The sequence below is a fragment of the Hymenobacter sp. BT18 genome (genome assembly GCF_012273015.1).
Classification (GTDB): domain Bacteria; phylum Bacteroidota; class Bacteroidia; order Cytophagales; family Hymenobacteraceae; genus Hymenobacter; species Hymenobacter lutimineralis.
Genome location: NZ_CP050954.1, coordinates 4,165,808 through 4,183,674 on the forward strand (window position 1 = coordinate 4,165,808; position 17,867 = coordinate 4,183,674).

General features: G+C 60.9%; 16 protein-coding genes and 1 tRNA gene. 10 read left to right on the forward strand and 7 right to left on the reverse strand.

Annotated features, from left to right (window positions below):
- The first annotated feature begins 6 nt into the window (after window positions 1–6).
- From HER32_RS17865 to HER32_RS17880, 4 genes are all read left to right on the forward strand, one after another.
- Complete coding sequence (locus HER32_RS17865) at window positions 7–1,116, forward strand: glycosyltransferase (protein ID WP_168682862.1); 1,110 nt, start codon at window positions 7–9, stop codon at window positions 1,114–1,116.
- 114 nt (window positions 1,117–1,230) lie between these two features.
- The gene (locus HER32_RS17870) at window positions 1,231–1,998 is read left to right on the forward strand and encodes a TatD family hydrolase (protein WP_168682863.1); all 768 of its coding nucleotides are present in this window, start codon (window positions 1,231–1,233) and stop codon (window positions 1,996–1,998) included.
- A gap of 157 nt (window positions 1,999–2,155) precedes the next feature.
- Window positions 2,156–3,229, forward strand: coding sequence for an asparaginase (locus HER32_RS17875; protein WP_232066301.1), 1,074 nt, complete (start codon window positions 2,156–2,158; stop codon window positions 3,227–3,229).
- Between the two features lie 81 nt (window positions 3,230–3,310).
- Window positions 3,311–3,398: transfer RNA gene (locus HER32_RS17880), tRNA-Ser, on the forward strand.
- Between the two features lie 140 nt (window positions 3,399–3,538).
- Here HER32_RS17880 and HER32_RS17885 read toward each other — a convergent pair.
- The 4 genes from HER32_RS17885 to HER32_RS17900 all read right to left on the reverse strand — a co-directional run bounded on the left by HER32_RS17885 (window position 3,539) and on the right by HER32_RS17900 (window position 7,927).
- Window positions 3,539–4,081, reverse strand: a complete 543-nt coding sequence (locus HER32_RS17885) for a GNAT family N-acetyltransferase (protein WP_168682864.1) — start codon at window positions 4,079–4,081, stop codon at window positions 3,539–3,541.
- Window positions 4,082–4,227: 146 nt separating this feature from the next.
- Entirely contained in the window at window positions 4,228–4,563 is a 336-nt protein-coding gene (locus HER32_RS17890) for a hypothetical protein (protein ID WP_168682865.1), read from the reverse strand.
- A gap of 295 nt (window positions 4,564–4,858) precedes the next feature.
- A complete protein-coding gene (locus HER32_RS17895; protein WP_168682866.1) occupies window positions 4,859–5,923 on the reverse strand; it encodes a hypothetical protein in 1,065 nt (354 codons plus the stop codon).
- Window positions 5,924–6,415: 492 nt separating this feature from the next.
- The gene (locus HER32_RS17900; RefSeq protein ID WP_149070401.1) at window positions 6,416–7,927 is read right to left on the reverse strand and encodes a S8 family peptidase; all 1,512 of its coding nucleotides are present in this window, start codon (window positions 7,925–7,927) and stop codon (window positions 6,416–6,418) included.
- 343 nt (window positions 7,928–8,270) lie between these two features.
- Between HER32_RS17900 and HER32_RS17905 the strand changes: the two genes are divergently transcribed.
- The 4 genes from HER32_RS17905 to HER32_RS17920 all read left to right on the forward strand — a co-directional run bounded on the left by HER32_RS17905 (window position 8,271) and on the right by HER32_RS17920 (window position 12,163).
- The gene (locus HER32_RS17905; protein WP_168682867.1) at window positions 8,271–9,452 is read left to right on the forward strand and encodes an XdhC family protein; all 1,182 of its coding nucleotides are present in this window, start codon (window positions 8,271–8,273) and stop codon (window positions 9,450–9,452) included.
- Window positions 9,433–10,068 (forward strand): NTP transferase domain-containing protein, encoded by a 636-nt coding sequence (locus tag HER32_RS17910; protein WP_168682868.1) that lies wholly within the window; start codon window positions 9,433–9,435, stop codon window positions 10,066–10,068. Before HER32_RS17905 ends, HER32_RS17910 begins: the two co-directional genes overlap by 20 nt.
- Window positions 10,069–10,149: 81 nt before the next feature.
- A complete protein-coding gene (locus HER32_RS17915) occupies window positions 10,150–11,565 on the forward strand; it encodes an MFS transporter (protein WP_168682869.1) in 1,416 nt (471 codons plus the stop codon).
- Between the two features lie 88 nt (window positions 11,566–11,653).
- Window positions 11,654–12,163: a DinB family protein gene (locus tag HER32_RS17920; protein ID WP_168682870.1), complete on the forward strand. Its 510-nt coding sequence runs from the start codon at window positions 11,654–11,656 to the stop codon at window positions 12,161–12,163.
- Window positions 12,164–12,251: 88 nt separating this feature from the next.
- Here the strand turns inward: HER32_RS17920 and HER32_RS17925 are convergent, their stop codons facing one another.
- From HER32_RS17925 to HER32_RS17935, 3 genes are all read right to left on the reverse strand, one after another.
- On the reverse strand, window positions 12,252–13,925 hold the full coding sequence (locus HER32_RS17925) for an amidohydrolase (RefSeq protein WP_168682871.1): 1,674 nt from the start codon (window positions 13,923–13,925) through the stop codon (window positions 12,252–12,254).
- Between the two features lie 34 nt (window positions 13,926–13,959).
- On the reverse strand, window positions 13,960–14,385 hold the full coding sequence (locus HER32_RS17930) for a hypothetical protein (protein ID WP_168682872.1): 426 nt from the start codon (window positions 14,383–14,385) through the stop codon (window positions 13,960–13,962).
- Between the two features lie 83 nt (window positions 14,386–14,468).
- Window positions 14,469–15,242, reverse strand: a complete 774-nt coding sequence (locus tag HER32_RS17935) for an AMP nucleosidase (protein WP_149070394.1) — start codon at window positions 15,240–15,242, stop codon at window positions 14,469–14,471.
- 210 nt (window positions 15,243–15,452) lie between these two features.
- Here HER32_RS17935 and HER32_RS17940 point away from each other — a divergent pair, with 210 nt between their 5' ends.
- Window positions 15,453–15,908 (forward strand): type I restriction enzyme HsdR N-terminal domain-containing protein, encoded by a 456-nt coding sequence (locus tag HER32_RS17940; RefSeq protein WP_149070393.1) that lies wholly within the window; start codon window positions 15,453–15,455, stop codon window positions 15,906–15,908.
- Window positions 15,909–16,017: 109 nt separating this feature from the next.
- Window positions 16,018–17,865, forward strand: a complete 1,848-nt coding sequence (locus HER32_RS17945; protein WP_168682873.1) for a PAS domain S-box protein — start codon at window positions 16,018–16,020, stop codon at window positions 17,863–17,865.
- Window positions 17,866–17,867: the final 2 nt, after the last annotated feature.

Genomic DNA, 17,867 nt, shown 5'->3' on the forward strand with positions numbered 1-17,867 from the left:
CTGCGCATGATGCTTACCGCTGCCCTGTTGTGCTTCGTGGCGTTGTGGTTTGCCATGCTGGGCACTGCTACTGTACTGTTTGCCCGCCGCCACGAGCCGCGGGCCGCACCCGTCCCGCAGCCGCTCCCCCGCGTAAGCATTCTGCTGGCCGCCCGCAACGAAGAAGTGGCCATTGAGCGGTGTCTGGCTTCCATCCGGGAGTTGGCGTACCCAGCGCCGCTGCTGGAAGTATTACTGGGCGATGATGCCTCCACCGACAATACCGTGGCTATTGCGCAGGCCGTGATGCAGGACTACGCGGGTAGCTTTCGGGTGGTATCTATTCAGACCAATAAAGGACAGGCCCGCGGCAAAGCCAACGTGCTGGCCCATCTGGCCCGGGCCGCTACTTCCGATGTATTCTGCATCACGGACGCCGATATTGCCGTGCCCCGTACCTGGGTTTCGGGGTTGCTGCGGCGGTTGCAGGGCTCCGTGGGCATCGTCACGGGCATCACCGTAGTGCAGGGACCGCGCCTGTTCGACCAGCTGCAGCGGCTCGATTGGCTTTTGTCCTTATCCTTGGTACAGGTGGTGTCGGACTGGGGCAAGCCCGTAACGGCTATGGGCAACAATATGCTCGTAACGCGCCAGGCGTATGAGGCCACCGGCGGCTACGAGGCGCTGCCTTTCTCCGTCACGGAAGACTATGCGTTGTTCCGGGCAGTGTTGGGGCGGGGCTTCACGTTCCGAAACGTGTTTTCCCCAGAAGTGCTGGCTGAGTCCCTGCCTATTGGTACGTTGGGACAGCTGTTGCACCAGCGGCGGCGCTGGCTGCGGGGCGTCGAGGCGCTGCCCTGGGGGCTGCAAGCGGCTTTACTGGTGTATTCTGGTATCTATCCGGCCATGCTTGGATTGGCCTTCACCAGCGGGCCTTTGGCGGCGCTGGCCGTGTTGGGGGCCAAAATGGTAGCGCAGGGAGTGCTGACGGCCCTTTGCTTTTACCGGGTTGGGCTTCGGCCGCCCTTGCGCCTGTTGCCCTTGTTTGAGCTTTACACCGTTGGGCTTACGCTGGGGCTGGTAGGCTTCCGGGTGCTGCCGCTACGCTTTACCTGGAAGGGCCGCCAGTATGCCTGATTATGAGGGCTGCTGTTTGCTAGGTGCTGGTTTGGGCGTCGATAAGCCAGCAGTTGCACCAGTACCTTTGTGAGCAACTGGAAACCAGAAACTAAAAACAGAAACTCCTATACAATGCACCTCACCGATTCGCACGCCCACGTTTATTCCGAGCAGTTCAAAGAAGACCGCGACGCCATGCTGCAACGCGCCTTCGAAGCGGGGGTGCAAACCATCGTCATGCCCAATATCGACCATACCAGCATCGACGTGATGCTCGAAACGGAGCTGCAGCATCCCCGGCAGTGCTTTGCCATGATGGGGCTGCATCCGTGCTCAGTGGGCCGGCACTTTGAGAAAGAGCTGTACGAAGTCGAGACTTGGTTGGGGCAGCGGCCCTTTGCGGCGGTAGGGGAGTGTGGCATCGATTTGCACTGGGACAAAACCACGCTGCCCTGGCAGCAGGAAGCCCTGCGGGTGCAGATTGCGCTGGCCAAAAAGCACGACTTGCCGCTGGTGCTGCACACGCGCGAAGCCTTCCAGGAAACCGCAGAGCTCATTGAAACGGCCCAGGATGGCACCTTGCGGGGCGTGTTTCACTGTTTCTCGGGCTCCCGTGCCGAGGCGGAGCGAGTCATCGGGCTGGGGTTCAAACTAGGCATAGGCGGGGTAGCGACCTTTAAAAACGGCGGCTTCGACCAAGTACTGCCGGGTCTGGCGCTGGAGCACCTGCTGCTCGAAACCGACTGCCCCTACCTGGCGCCGGTGCCGTACCGGGGCAAGCGCAACGAGCCGGCGTATTTGCCACTGGTAGCCCACCGCGTGGCCGGGCTGCTGGGCAAAGACCTGGAGGAAGTGGCCGAGGCGACCACGCGCACGGCCCAGGAGCTGTTTCGGCTCTAGCAAAAGTTGCCGCCGGGGTGGGAAAACCGTGGTTAAACCCTTAGCTTGCTCAGGCGCCGGCCTCACCCACCGGCGTGTGTGCCTCGTTTCCTTACCACCCAACCGCGCTGTGCTTCGCTCTCAACCGGGGCGAAACCAGCACCACCTTTCCTCACCCTTGACTCAGTTACTGGATATCAACATCGCCGCCCCGGCTGCCCCGGAAGCGTCGCTGCTGCTCATTTACACGGGCGGTACCATTGGCATGGCTTACAACCGCCGCGGCGAAATGGTCCCGATGGAATTCAGCAGCATGTTGCAGCTGATGCCGGAGCTTCTGCAGTTCAACGTGCGCCTCACCGTGCGCAGCCTCGCCCAGCCCATCGACTCCTCGAATGTGATGCCCGCCGACTGGTTTACGTTGGTGGATATCATTCGGGAAAGCTACGAGGAGTACGACGGGTTTGTCGTTCTGCACGGCACCGATACCATGGCCTACTCGGCGTCGGCCCTAAGCTTTCTGCTCGAAAACCTCACCAAGCCCGTCATTTTCACCGGCGCCCAGCTGCCCGTGGGTAAGGTGCGCACCGATGCCCGCAAGAACCTGCTGACGGCTTTGGAGCTGGCCGCCGCCCGCGACCGGGAAACGGGCCGCGCCTGCGTGCCCGAAGTCAGCATCTTCTTTCACAACGTGCTGCTGCGCGGCAATCGGGCCAAGAAAGTGGAAAGCGGCCACTTCAACGCCTTCAAAAGTGAAAACTACCCGCCTCTGGTCCGGGCCGGCATCGACCTGGAGTATAACGACGCCTTTATCCGCTCCGCCGTGCCCCCAGGCCCCCCGCTTTTCCACCGGGAACTGGACGACCGGGTGACCATTCTGAAGCTCTACCCCGGCATTGCGGAACGCATGGTGCGCGGCATTCTGGAGGTAGATGACCTGCGGGGCTGCGTGCTCGAAACGTACGGGGCCGGCAACGCCCCCACCGCCGCGTGGTTTACCCGCGCCCTCCGCGACTCCACCGACCGGGGCCTCCACATTCTCAACGTGAGCCAGTGCGACGAAGGCCACGTGCAGCAGGGCCGCTACGAAACCAGCGCCCACCTCCGTGACTTGGGCGTCATCGGGGGGGAGGACATTACCACCGAGGCAGCCATCACCAAGCTCATGTACGTGCTGGCTCACCCGCTCACGGCCGCCGATACCGCGGCTGGCCTAGCCCGCGACCTGCGGGGAGAAATTACGCCCGCTTAAAGCGCGGCCAGCTCGGAGAATTACGCTCCGGCTTGCGTTTCCGGAAAATCGGGTGTTATTTTGCGCCACTTCCCAGCACCCAGAGAGGTGTCCGAGTGGTTGAAGGAGCACGCCTGGAAAGTGTGTATGGGTCTAAAGCTCATCGTGGGTTCGAATCCCATCCTCTCTGCAATAAACCCCGCTTGCAAGCTGCCAGCGGGGTTTTTCGTTTCATAGCCGGGATGTAGCCGTATCGTTTTAAGCGTTTTACACCCAACTGGCAGTCAACCGTGTGGACACGGCTTCTATTGATAAGCCGTTGAGAAGTATTTACTTGGCATGCGCCGCCCAAGTCTGCTTTGTCAGCTCATACACAAAGTTGAGCTTGGGCAACTCGCCGTAGTACGTTACCTCCTGTTCGGCTACTTTGATAGCGCCTAGCCGCTGAATGGCAATCTGCGAACGTACATTGCCGGCCCCGATGTGGAAGCGCACGGTTTCCACAAACTGGAACACGTAATCCAGCAGCAGGGCTTTGGCCGCCCGGTTGATGCCTTTTCCCCAGGAGCCGGTGCCGTAGAACGTGTAGCCAATGAGGATGCTGTTGTCCTGTGGATTGTAGTCGTAGAGACGGGTACTGCCCAGCGTAGCCCCCGTTGCTTTGTCTACCACTTTGAATGCTCCTTCGCTTTGCATAGCGCCTGCAAAGAAGGTGGTAAACACTGACCGCTGCCAACGGTCCTGGTTGGGATGTTGCTCCCAGATTTTGGGGTCGGCGGCCACGCTGTATAGCGCGTCAAAATCAGACGGCTGCAGGGGAAGCAGCCTGATAGCGTCGTTTTCCAGAACGGGCTGCAGGGAGAAAGGGCACATACTGGGTCGGAAACTAAGTGCAATGGGCAAAAACAGTCTGCCAGGGAGCAGGAATTGTGGACAAAAGCGGCAGATACGGGCAAAGAATGCAGTACGGCCCCGTTCTCGGTTGAAAGCGGGGCCGTGACAGGTAGTAAAGCTTAAGACTAATCGGCCAAAGCTATGAAGCGCTGTTGCAAGGCTTGGGGCGCTGTTTTCTCCCATTCTTCCAGGCGGGCCAGCTGCAGGGGAGAGAGGCCATCATGAAATTGCTTTTGCAGAGCCGTGAGCGTAGGGCCTTTGGGAGTAGCCAGGGCGCGGCGCAAAAGCTGGGCCTGATGTGGCTGGAGCTGAAGCGTATTCGACAGACTGCGCACTAAGTCGGACGGAGTCACGTCGGCGGTTGCCGGGGGCGTGGTGGCCGTCTGCGCTATGGCTGAGAAGCTGCTGAGCGTCACGGCAGCTACAACAAGCAGGAAACGGAGTGCAATAGGGGTATTCATAGGAGCAGTGCGGAAAAGTGGAAGAGTGCGGAAGCTGGGGCAAACGGCGGGCCGTTGGGGCTACGCCCGTAAATGTGCCTATTGAAGGTCGGTACTTGGATGAAAAATAGACCAATACCCGCCAGTGGGCGACCAACGACCCCTGGTGCCCGACAAAATATATTTCGAGCGGAATATAGAAATTAGGTGGACGTGGCGTACCACCTGCTGTTTCGGCCCGGCAGGTCAGGCGCCAAAAAAGTGCGCCCTCCTGAAACAGGGGGCGCACCACTCACTTGCTACTAGAAAAGGCCATTTATTGCCGCAGTGCCGGCGCCGACTCCAGCACGGCTAGGTCGGTTTGGGGCGTAATAGCCAGCACGTTCGGCAGGTCGGCCGGTATGTGGATTAGTCGCTTGTTGCCATTAGACTGCATGTGTTTGGCCGGTGCCGTAATAGTTACGCCATGCTTGCTGGCATAGTTCATCACCTTGCTGATGGCTACGAGCAGGGTCTGAATTTCCTCGGGATTACGTTCCCAGGCTTCATCCGTCTGCACGGCGGCGGTGCTTGGGTCGTTGCGGAACTTGGCGTTACGCGGCACTACGGTGGCCAGGTCCAGGCTGACGATGTTGGCGCGTTGCGTTGCGGCGTAGTACAGGCCTTGCAGCATCCAGCCCAGGGAACCGGTGCCTTTGTCGCCCAGTACTTTCACAACCAGCACGCGGGCTTCAGGGGAGTTGGCGTCATAGGACCGCTGGGGAGCGGCGTGTACTTCCTCGCCTGGGACGAAAGAAGCAGAACCTACCACATGGTTTTTAAATGCGGGAAGGAGTTGATTTCCCCGGCCCAGAACGGCAACTAGCGCGCCTTTGCCAACAGAGCCGGCGCGGGCGGCGGCCCCAGCTTTGATGTTAGCCGTGGCCTTGGCTCCCGGCAGGGAGGTACCGTGCGCGCTAGAACCAAGCTGAAGGGCAGTGTAGCCTATTTTGGCGCGGGCGGCCTGGGGCTTGGGCGCTTGGTAGCTAAAGTCATGAATTACGGCGCGAATACCCGGGATGTGGCTGGCTTTGGCCAGGAAGGCAGGGTCGTCGGACGTAGCCAGGGCCAGCCCCACTTCCGGCATGGTCCCGGTGATAGTGCCATTCGCCAGCCAGGCCTGATCCGTCAGGTCACCGGGCAGCTGGTCTGTAGTAGCTACCAGCAGGTAGTGTTGCGGCAGGCGGGTGGCGGGTTCCAAGCTCGGGGCCGGAACGGCCTGCGTTACGGAGCGGCTACGCTGGGCGGCATTGGTAATAGAATCTTCGGTAGAGCACCCACTCAGCAGCAGTACTCCCAGGCCCAACATCGAAAAATTACGAACTGTGAAAAAGGAAGCCATAACGGTGAAGGTTTAGTGCAGTACTAATAAATAGTAAAATATTTCAATTAGCAAGTAAAGTGCAATAAAAGATGAAATTATGTACATTCGCGAGTTGGGTGCTGAATTTTGCGCCCTGGCACCTGAAGCCGACTCAGCCGACGTCTCCTGTTGCAAATATTTTTCTATTATATATCAGTATATTATAATATTAAAGAGGAGAGTTCCGGGCCGACAGTGAGGTAGCAGAATACTGTTGAGTTAGCCGTTTCCTGCCTGAGAAATACGCGGCCTAACGTCCCCGTTGTCCAGCAAAAAGTAAATTCTTCGGAGGCTAAAGCCGGCTTGCTGAGATAGGGCCTTCTGAACTGCTAAGCGTTATGCTGGTCATGCGCCAGCCCAGTGGCAGGCGTAACCCAGCCAAGCTGCAACGGCCAGAACGCACAACGGCCAGAACGCACAACGGCCGGCTCCCAGGAAGGAAGCCGGCCATTGTAAGGGCGCGCAGAGGATTTACGGCACCTGCGTTACGGCGCGCCGGGCATTAACGCGACCATAGCCGTAGTAAGGGTCACGGCCGGGCTTACCGAGGTCATCGGCTGAAGCACGCAATGTCGCCAGCACCTTGGCTGGGTCCATTCTACCCCCGTTCTTGCCCACGACCAACGCGGCTACCCCGGCGGCGTGCGGGCCCGCCATGCTGGTGCCGGCCGACCAAGTATAGCGGCCCAGGCTGGTGCAACTGAATACCATATCGAAGGCGAAGGTGTACTGGCGTACGCCCGCCACAGTGCTGATATCCAGACCAGGGTAGGCTGAGTCGCCGCCGGGAGCAGCAAAGTCTACGTCGGAAGTGCCGTAGTTAGTGTAAGTAGCTACGCCATCGAGGTTGGTGCCAAGAGGGTTAAGGGCCCAGCCAGTGGGTGCCGTGGCCGAGATGGAAATAACGTTGGCAGCACCCGAGGGAATGTGAACTAGGTCCTGGTCGCGCTGGCCGTTGTTGGCATCATTGCCGGAGGAGGCAATAACCGTGGTGCCCTGCCGGGTGGCGTAGGTGGTGGCTTTGCCGATGGCCACCAGCAGTTCCTGAATTTCCTTGGTTTCGTTTACCCAGGTATCGTCCGTGGCGTCGTCGGGGGTGCCGTTGTCGTCGCGGAACTTGCTGTTGCGGGGAATGGCGGCACCCAGGCTCATATTGATAACATCGGCCTGCTGCGCTACGGCGTAATAAATGCCCTGAATCATCCAGGAGAATGACCCGGAGCCCGAATCACGCAGGACTTTTACCAGCAGCAGCTGGGCATCCGGCGCTACGCCAATGACGCCCAGCCCGTTATCGGCGGCAGCAATGGTGCCTGCCGTATGGGAGCCGTGGCTGAACGTACTACGAGCAAACTGCGCCGGCTCCCCGGGAACAAACGAGCGGCTACCCACGATGTTGGGTTTCAGATCGGGGTGGGTGAGGTCGAAGCCGCCGTCCAGAACGGCCACCAGTGCCCCGGCCCCGCGGGCCCCGGTGTTCCAGGCCTCGGGTGCCTCAATGGCGGTGTGGCCCCACTGCAGCGGGAAAAACCGCTCGTTGTCGCCAGCGCTGCCGGGGTTGGTGTTATCGGCTTCGGCAATGGCCTCCACGCTCCGCGCCGCCTCGGGGTTGAAGCCCTGGAAGCTAAAATCGTGGATGACGGAGCGTACCCCGCTGATGCGGGCGGCTTTGGCGGCGAAGTCGGGGTCGGAAGACGTGGCCAGGGCCAGGCCCGTGCCGGGCAGCTCGTCGGTGAGGGTGCCGTTGGCCGCCTGGGTCTGGGTGGCGAGGGCTGCGGGTAGCTCGTTGGTGCTGGAGATGATGATGTACTGATGGGCACGGCGCACCAGGCTGTTGCCCTCCGTTGCAACGGCGCTGCTAGCCGCTACCGACTGCGGGGCAGCCTCAGTCAGCCGAATGTCTTCTTTGCTGCAGCTGGCCAGTAAGCCAAGCCCAAGGCTCAGCAGCGAAAAGGCGCGGGGAGTAGAAAAGGATTTGTTCATAAACGGGGGTGGGGTGGTGAAAACGAACTTTTAAAAGAAAGGCCAAAAAAGCAGTCGAATGGCAACGGAAGCGCCGGATAGCAGGCTGGTTCTGACGACAATCTTGGTTAAGCGTCGAAATCGGGAATCGGGATTTGCCTGGTCTGGTTGTGGGGAAAGCAGCATGCGCCGTAGATTAGTTCAACGAGTTGCCCGCCTCTCGCGTACCCTGCTACCGGGTCGGCTGCCTTTTTCACCCGGTTGTCCAAAGCCCTATTTGCCCCAAAATCCCCCGTAACTTCCCCCGTGGCCAGATCGGTCGGTCGGCCCGTGGGGCGCGTGCCGCGCACAGATTCCCCTAATTATGAACGAACTTCAACGCCTGCTCCAAGCCTACGACGCGCACCGCGCGGCCGGGCAGGCCTGCGCCCTGGCCTCGGTCGTAGATGTAGCCGGCTCCGCCTACCGCCGCCCCGGGGCCCGTATGCTGGTTACCGATCAGGGGGAACTGACCGGCGCCATCAGCGGCGGCTGTCTGGAGGGCGACGCCCGCCAGCGGGCCCGCCGCGTCATTCAGTCGGGCCGCCCTGCCATTGTCACCTACGACTCCACCGACCCCGACGATGACCTGCAGTTTGGGGCGGCCCTGGGCTGCCAGGGCGTGGTGCAGATTCTGCTGGAGCCGCTCGATTTCCAGAACCCCTATAACCCGCTGGAACTTTTGCGCCGCTGGACCCAGCTAGGGGAGCAAAGTGCCGTGCTGGCGACGGTATTCAGTGCTGCCAACACTGCGGTGCAGGTGGGAGAGCGGCTGCTGCTCACCACCGGGGGCACTGTCCTAGGCAACTTTTCGGAAGAAGCCGAAAGTTACACGCAGCTGCTGGCCGATGCCCGGGCGGCCCTGGCCGCGGGCCAGCCAGCCACGCGGCACTACGCCGCCGGACCAGCGGCCATGCGCGTGAGCCTGGAAATTCTGCGTCCGCCCGTCCGCCTGGCCGTGTACGGGGCTGGCAACGATGTGCAGCCCCTGGTAAAGCTGGCCAGCAGCCTGGGCTGGCGGGTGGAGGTAGTCGATGGGCGGCCGGCCCAGGCCCAGCCCGGTCGTTTTCCCGAAGCCCACCAAGTGCGGGTAGTGCCCCTGGCCCAGCTGGCCACCCAGGCGCCCGAGGCAGACTTTTCCCTGCTCATGACCCACAACTATTACTACGACCTAGCCGTGCTGCAGCACTTGCTGACTGCGCCCACGCGCTACATTGGGTTGCTGGGCCCCCGCAAAAAATACGAGCGGCTGCTGGAGGACCTGCGCCAGCACACCCCGGATGCTGCCGAGCGGCTGCAGGGCCGCCTCTACAGCCCCGTGGGTTTGAATCTGGGCGCCGAAACCCCGGAGGAAATTGCGCTATCGGTGGTGGCGGAAATGCAGGCCGTGCTGGCCGGGCGGCCCGCCGGGTTCCTGCGCGACTCGCCCCATCCCATACATCCGCCGCTGCACGCAAACGTCCCGCTGGTAACTGATAATCGGGTAGATGCCAGCTGCAGTCTCTAGCAAAAAGCCGGATAGGTTACCGCCAGCCATTCTGCTGCTGGCTGCGGGGGCCTCTACGCGCCTGGGCCGCCCCAAGCAGCTGCTGGCTTACCAAGGAAAAACCCTGCTCCGGCGGGCCGCCGAAACGGCGGTAGCAGCGGCCGATGGCAGCCCGGTGCTCGTGGTAACCGGGGCCATCCACGCGCCCCTGCTACCAGAGTTGCTAAACCTTCCGGTACACGTGCACCACTGCCCCGAGTGGGCGGCTGGCATGGGTGCTTCGCTGAAGGCCGGCCTGCACTGCCTGGAGGCTATGCACCCGCTGGTAGCCGGCGTCACGGTGATGCTCTGTGACCAACCCCACGTGACGCCGGACCTTCTGCACCAGCTGGGGCGAGCGGCGGCGCAAAACAGTCGCCCGATGGCCGCCGCCGAATATGCAGGGGTACTTGGCGCGCCGGCCTTTTTTAGTCAGGCGGTGCTGGGTTTCTTACGGCAGATTGCGGATAGAGCCGGGGCGGGCCAGCTGTTGCGCCAGCACCGGGAAAGGGTGGTGCCGGTGCCTTTCCCGGCCGGTTTGCTGGACGTGGATACGGAGGAGCAGTACGCCGCCTTGCTAAGTCAGCCCCCAGAATAGCGGCCCGGCGGTGCAGTCATACTAACCTCCACCGGTAATTCCCGTTATCTTGCCCGGCTCCTGACTTCCTAGCCGCCTTGTATGACTACTGCTGCCCCAGCTGCCCCCGACGCGGGCTTCCAAAACATTCCCAAAGACGATAAGCGCATTACCCGAGGCTGGACGTTCTACGACTGGGCCAACTCGGTGTATCCGCTGGTCATTACCTCGTCCATTTTTCCTATTTACTGGGGCAGCGTAACCAAAGAGCTGAGCCCGGAAACCGACGTAGTAAGCTTCTTGGGCTATCAGGTGCCCGGCTCCTCGCTGCTGACGTATGCCATATCGGCCGCCTTCCTGCTCATTGCCCTAGTAAGCCCCTTCCTCACTTCCCTGGCCGATTACTCGGGGCGCAAGAAGCTGTTTATGCAGTTTTTCTGCTACCTCGGGGCCGCTTCCTGCGCCGCGCTCTACCTGTTCGACAAGACCACGCTGGTCATGTCCACGTTCATCTTTATTGCCGCTACGGTGGGCTTTTCCGGCTCCATCGTGTTCTACAATAGCTATTTGCCGGTTATCAGCTCCGAGGAGAAGTTTGACTCTCTCTCGGCCCGGGGCTTTTCCATGGGCTACATTGGTTCGGTGCTGCTGCTGGTCATCTGCCTGGGGCTGATTATGGGCCACGAAACGTTTGGGCTGGAAACCGGTCAGGCCACCCGCATCGGCTTCCTGCTGACGGGCGTGTGGTGGGCCGGCTTCGCCCAGATTCCCTTTGCCACCCTGCCCAAGGACCCTGGCCGCGCCGCCGGGGCGGCTACTTCCGACTCGGGCTGGCTGCTGAATGGCTTCCGCGAGCTGGGTAAGGTCGTAGCGCAGCTCAAACACCTGCCCAACCTGAAACGCTTCCTGCTGGCGTATTTTACTTACAATATGGGCGTACAGACGGTCATGTACGTGGCCACCATCTTTGGCGACAAAGAGCTGCACCTGGAAAGCACTGCCCTGATTACGACTATTCTGCTGCTGCAACTAGTTGGTATCCTGGGTGCCTGGCTATTTGCCATGCTCTCGGAGCGCATCGGCAACACCCGGGCCCTGAGCTGGTCGGTGTTTATCTGGATGCTGATTTGCGTGGCGGGCTACTACGTGCAGGCGGGCTGGAGCTTCTACGCGCTGGCGGCCGTTATCGGCCTCACCATGGGCGCTATTCAAAGCCTTTCGCGCAGCACGTATTCCAAGATTATTCCCGAAAATACGCCCAATACAGCCGCCTTCTTCAGCTTTTTCGACGTGACCGAGAAGCTCAGCATTGTGATTGGCACGGCCGTGTTCGGGGTCATTGCCCAGCTGACGGGTTCCATGCGCAACAGCATTCTCTCGCTCATTGTGTTCTTCGTGCTGGGGCTGGTGTTTCTGCTCACGCTCCGCGGCAAAAAGCTGCGTGATGAGCCCACTGCCGGGGCCGAAGCCAGTGGCCCGCCGCCCGCTACGCCCGACGTAGCACTGCCTACCGCCTAAACAAGTCCGGCGACTTTCGCTACTTGCACGAGCATCGGGACGCCCGATGCTCGTGCTATTTTACACCCCCAATTCATTCCCACCAACCATGCACACGTCTTCCTTTCAGCAAAACATCCTGGCGGAGCTACACCACGAGCTGGCCGGCACCCGCACTATTCTGGAACGGGTGCCCTTCGAGCAAGCCGAGTATCGCCCTCATCCTAAGAGCATGAGCCTGTGGCAACTGGCTACTCACGTAGTCAACTTGCTGGCCTTTAAGAGCTTGTTTGTGACGCATGACTCCCGGGACTTCCTCGACCCCAATGCGCCCAAGCCCGGTCCCACGCCCACCAGTAAAGAAGAGCTGCTAGCCCGCTTCGATCAGTACAGTGCCCTACTGCGGGAGCAGTTGCAAGCCACCACCGACGAGAACCTGACCCATAACTTCCGGCTGCACCGGGGCGAACAAACTATCTTCGAGCAGTCGAAGGGGGCCGCCATCCGCCTTATGGGCCTCAACCACAGCATTCACCACCGTGGCCAGCTCACCGTGTACCTGCGCCTGCTCGACATTCCCGTGCCCGGTCTCTACGGTCCCTCTGCTGACGAGAAATAATTTTTCTAATATGCTGATGTGAGGAATGTGCTGAGGTGCTAATGATTCGCCGTCATTAGCACCTCAGCACATTCCTCACATCAGCATTTTACCTTTTATACACTTGCTCGCCGGCTATCCACGTCTGCCGGACTTTGGCGGTGCGCAGCTGCTCCTTGGGGGCTTTCAGCAGATCCGTATCCAGCACCACAAAGTCGGCGGCCATACCGGGGCGGATGCTGCCTTTCTGCTTTTCCTCGAAGGCCGCGTGGGCGGCCCAGGTGGTCATGCCGCGCAGGGCGTTGGGGCGGCTCAGGGCATTTTCGGGCTGGAAACCAGCGGCCGGGTAGTTCTTGGCATCCTGCCGGGCCACGGCCGAGTGAAAGCCGAATAGGGGGTTGATATCCTCCACCGGGAAGTCGGAGCCCAGGGCTACCTGGCCGTATTGCTTGCGCAGCTCCTCGTAGGCGTAGGCCGTTTTCAGGCGCTGTGCACCCAGCCGTTCCCCGGCCCAATACATGTCGGACGTAGCGTGGGTGGGCTGCACCGAGGGCACAATGCCGAACTGCCCGAACTTGGGCATATCGGCCGGGGTAATGACCTGGGCGTGCTCAATGCGCCAGCGCCGGTCCCGTTGGCCTTTCAGCGCTTCGCCATAGATGTTGAGAATGATGCGATTGGCCGAGTCGCCGATGGCGTGGGTATTCATTTGAAACTTGCTGGCCGCAATTTCCTTGGCGAGGGCACGGTATTCCTTTTCCGTAGACAGCAGGAAGCCGGTTTCCTTGGGCCGGTCGGCGTAGGGCTTTACCAGGCAGGCGCCGCGGGAGCCCAGCGCCCCGTCGGCGTACACCTTAAACGAGTTGATGGTGAGCCGGTCCTGGAAGACGGGGCCGTTTTTAAAGTAAAAGTCCCGGTTGGCCTTGGTCGGGGTGAGCATGGCGTAGAGGCGCAGCTTGAGCTTGCCGCTTTTTTGCAGGGCCGCCAGCTGGTCGATGTCGGATTTGTCGAGGCCGGCGTCGGCGAGGCTGGTCAGGCCCACGGCCAAGCAGTTCTGCTGGGCTTGCAGCAGCAATGTGGCCGTTTCGGCTGGCGTGGGGTCAGGGAGCTTGCTGCCGACCAGGCCCACGGCATTATCGACGAGCAGGCCCGTGAGGCGGCCCTGGGCGTCGCGCCCGATGACGCCCCCACTGATGGGCGTGCGGGCCGTGATGCCCGCCAGGTCCAGCATTTTCTGGTTGGCAATGGCCGCGTGCCCGTCCACCCGGCTGATAATCACCGGTACGTCGGGAAACAGCTGATCCAGGGTGTCCTTGGTGGGAAACTGCTTTTTGGGCCAGTCGTTCTGGTCCCAGCCCCGGCCGTAGAGCCACGTGGCCTGGGGGTACTTCCGGCGGTTTTGCTGCAAGCGCTGCACAACTTCGCCCCAGGAGGCGGTGCCCACCAGGTCAGCACTGGTCAGGCCCAGGGCGTAGCGGTAGAAGTGGCAGTGCGCGTCGTAGAAGCCGGGGTAGATAAACTGGCCCTGGGCATCCACTTCCTGCTTGGCCTGGTACTTGCCGCGCAGCTCGTTGGCCGTACCTACGGCCACGAACTTGCCCCCCTGCACGGCAAAAGCCTGGGCGGTGGAAAATGTGGAGTCGACGGTGTACACCGTGGCGTTGTAGACGAGCAGGTCGACGGACTGGCGGGTGCCGGACTGGCAGGCACTGAGCAGCACCGGGAGGGCGGCCAGCAGAGGACGCACGCGCCCGGCTAGACGGCGAAACAGGAAAAATGTCATGCGGCGAAAGTACGCAACCTGCCCCGATATGCTGCTATCGGCCCGTGCGGCAGCGGCGCAGCCAGCGCAGGGCCGTCGCCTCATCGGTAAACCGCTGCAGCTGATAAGGCGTACCGTTGATGGCGGCCAGGGGCGGAATGGCGTGGTTGGTGAGCACGCCGGCCAGCTGGTGCGGGGCCATCAGGAAGGCGAGGTACACGGTGGCCCCCAGGCGTGGGTACAGCTTGGGCAGAAAGGTTTCAATCATCCAAAGCACGGTGGCCGCATCGGCTGGGGCCTGCCAGCGCACCGTGTCTACCAGCCAGAACCGGCACTCATACGCCTCTGCCACCTCCAGCAGCCGATGGTAGCCCTGATTGAGCTCAAACGGCATGATGGAGCGCTGCCATTGCCCCACCAGCACCCGCCGCCGGGCGTGGTAGGTGATGGCGAAGTAGGCGGGCGAGGTAATCGGGGGCATGGGTTGGGAAGGCAGTGGGCCAAAACGCAACGGGGCGCCGGCTTCCAAAGAAACCAGCGCCCCGCAAATAGCATTTTTTTCGGCTACTCGAACCGCATGTGCTTCACCGATTCGCCCGAGTTCTTCAGCTCCAGCAAGGAGTCGATGCCGATCTGCAGGTGGGTAGTCACGTAGTCGGAGGTTACCTTCTTGTCGCTCTCGGCCGTTTTCACGCCTTCGGGCGTCATGGGATTGTCGCTGACCAGCAGCAGGGCGCCGTGCGGAATTTCATTGACAAACCCCACAGTGAAGATCGTAGCCGTTTCCATATCCACGGCCATAGCCCGGATCTGGCGCAGGTACTCCTTGAAGTTTTCGTCGTGCTCCCACACCCGGCGGTTGGTGGTGTACACCGTGCCGGTCCAGTAGTCTTTCTCGTGCTTCTTGATCATGGAAGACACGGCGCGCTGCAGGCGGAAGGAGGGCAGGGCCGGAATTTCGGCCGGCAGGTAGTCATCCGAAGTGCCCTCCCCGCGAATGGCCGCAATGGGCAGGATCAGGTCGCCGAGCTTGGTTTTGTTTTTCAGCCCGCCGCACTTGCCTAGGAATAGCGCTGCCTTGGGCTTCACGGCCGAAATCAGGTCCATAACGGTAGCCGCCATGGGGGAGCCCATGCCGAAGTTGATGATGGTGATGCCGTTGGCCGTAGCCGTTTGCATGGGCTTGTCGAGGCCGCGCACTTCTACGTCGAACTGCTCGGCAAACATGTGCACGTAGTTGATGAAGTTGGTCAGCAGGATGTACTGCCCAAACTCTTTCAGGGGCACGCCCGTGTAGCGGGGCAGCCAGTTTTCTACGATGTCGGCTTTGGTTTTCATATGATTTGGGGTCTTAGGGGCTTAGGGGCTCGGGAACTTGGGTTGAGATAGTAGCAATAGGTCCGATGATTACGAGCATCGTCGTTCCGTAGGCAAGTTTCTCTGCGCCAGGTTCCGTAAATAAAAAACCGCCGGAACCCTGGGAAAGGGGTACGACGGTACGGAGCGAAAAGCGGGAGCAAACTACCCGGGGCCGTACCTTTGGAGGTGATGCAAGCCTTGAACCTGCCGCCTTTCGACTACAAACTTACCCAATCGGGCGAAAATTTGCTAATCTGGGACGTACTCCGCCGCCGCCACGTGGTGCTCACGCCCGAAGAATGGGTGCGCCAGCACGTGGTGCACTACCTGATCGGGCACCGCGGCTACCCCAAAGGCCTGCTCAGCCTGGAGCGGGGGCACACGTACAACCAGCGCCGCAAACGCACCGACCTGGTAGCCCTGGACGCCACGGGGCGGCCCCTGCTGCTGGTAGAATGCAAGGCTCCCTCGGTCCCAATTACCGCCGCTGTGGCCCACCAGGCAGCCACTTACAATCAAACGATTGGGGCGCCGTTGCTGCTGCTTACCAATGGGTTGCAGCATTTCTGCTGGCAGGTAGATCCGATAAGCCGGACCAATACCCAGCTGGCGGAAGTACCAGCATATAGCGGCTTGGTGCAATAAATAATAGCAAGATGTCCGGAAACTCTTTACTTTAAGCCAGCTTCATCCGGATTACGTTGGCTTTTGCCGGGCCGGCCATGCGTTGCAGCTTTGTAAGCGCTTCTACTTTATGCTTCCCTCAGACCGTATTCCGGCCCACGTTTTTTTTGAGCAGCACCCCGACGCCGTGTTCACCCTGAATGCGGCGGGCGAAATCGTGCGGGCTAATGGCCCGTTTGCTGAGTTGCTGGGTTGCCCGGCTGCCCAGGTAGCAGGCCGTAGCTTCTGGGCCTGCCTGCAGCCCGGGGAAAGAGAGCGGGCTGGGCAAGGCTTTGAGCAGGCCCTGGCCGGGGAAACCTGTGTGCTGGACCTAGCCTTGGGCGGGGCCGTAAGCCGGCGTATGACGTGCACGCTGTTTCCGCTGCTGATCAACGAGCAGGTGCAGGGCGTCCAGGGCATCCTGCAGGACGTGGGCCCGCCGAGCCAAGCGGAGAAGGGGCGGGAGCCGGAACACATGTTGTCCGTCATCTTCAACACCATTGCCGACGTGGTATTTGTGCTGGAAGTGGGGGAGGCGGGCAGCTTTCGATTTTCTTTTGCCAATCGGGCTTTCACCCAGACAACGGGCATACCCCTGGAACAGATACTGGGCAAACGCATTGAGGAGGTAATCCCGGAGCCCTCGCTGTCCATGTATCAGGAAAAGTACCGGCTGGCCGTAGCCACCCAGCAGCGCCTTGGCTGGCTGGATACCACAGTGTTTCCGGCGGGCCGCGTCACCGGCCAAGTCAGCATTACGCCCGTGGTCGAAGCCGATGGCAGCTGCCGGCAGCTGGTAGGCATCGTGCACGATCAAACCTCGGTCCTGCAAGCGGCCGAGGCGCTGACGGTTAGCAACGAACGGTACAAATACGCCATCCGGGCCACTACCGACGCCATTTACGACTGGAATATTCCCGAAAATACCCTCTTCTGGGGAGAAGGATTCGAGGCCTTGTTCGGGCACATGCTGGTGCAGAACGTCTCGAACCTGGATTTGTGGGCCGAGTTTATTCACCCCGATGATTCGCAGCAAACGGTCTATAGCCTAATGCAGGCCGTGGAAGCTCCGCACGTGCGCTACTGGCAGGGGGAATACCGCTTTCGGCGCGCCGATAACACCTGGGCCACGGTATTTGACCGCGGCTACGTGCTGCGCGACGCTGCCGGGCAGCCCCTGCGCATGATTGGGGCCATGCAGGATATTTCGGAGCGCAAGGAGGCCGAGGAGCGGCAGCGCCGTATGGCCCAGGAAGTTTTCAAGCAGAACGCCGATTTGCAGCAGTTTGCCTACATCGTCTCGCACAACCTGCGGGCTCCTCTGGCCAATGCGCTGGGATTTGCCGACTTGCTGCTGCGCACCGGAAAAGACACGGAAGTGTTCGACAATTCCCTTAAAAACCTGCACGCCAGCCTCCGGGAGCTCGACGCAGTGCTGTCGGACGTGAGTACCGTGCTGGCGGTGCGTGACCGGCAGGAAGTGCCCCAACGGGAGCCAGTGCACCTGGCCGGCGTTTGCCAGCGGGTGGCCCAAAGCCTTATCGACTCGCTGCGGGAGGCCGATGCCACCATTTCCTGCCAGCTGCCGGATGACCTGCAGGTATGCGGGAACCGGGCCTACTTCCACAGCATCTTTTACAATCTGTTTTCCAACGCCATTAAATTCCGCGCCGACGACCGGCCCTTGTCAGTGGTAGTCACCGGCATGCAAACACCGGGGCAGGGCAGCACCATCACGGTTTCCGACAACGGCTCCGGCTTCGATACGGCCCGCGCCGGAACGGATGTATTTCAATTGTACAAGCGTTTTCACCCGGTCAAACGGGGCCGCGGCATCGGCCTGTTTTTGGTAAAATCCCACGTAGAAGCCATGGGCGGCACGGTCACCGTCGAGAGTCAGGTAAATGTAGGAACCCGGTTTATATTGCACTTCAGCTAAGA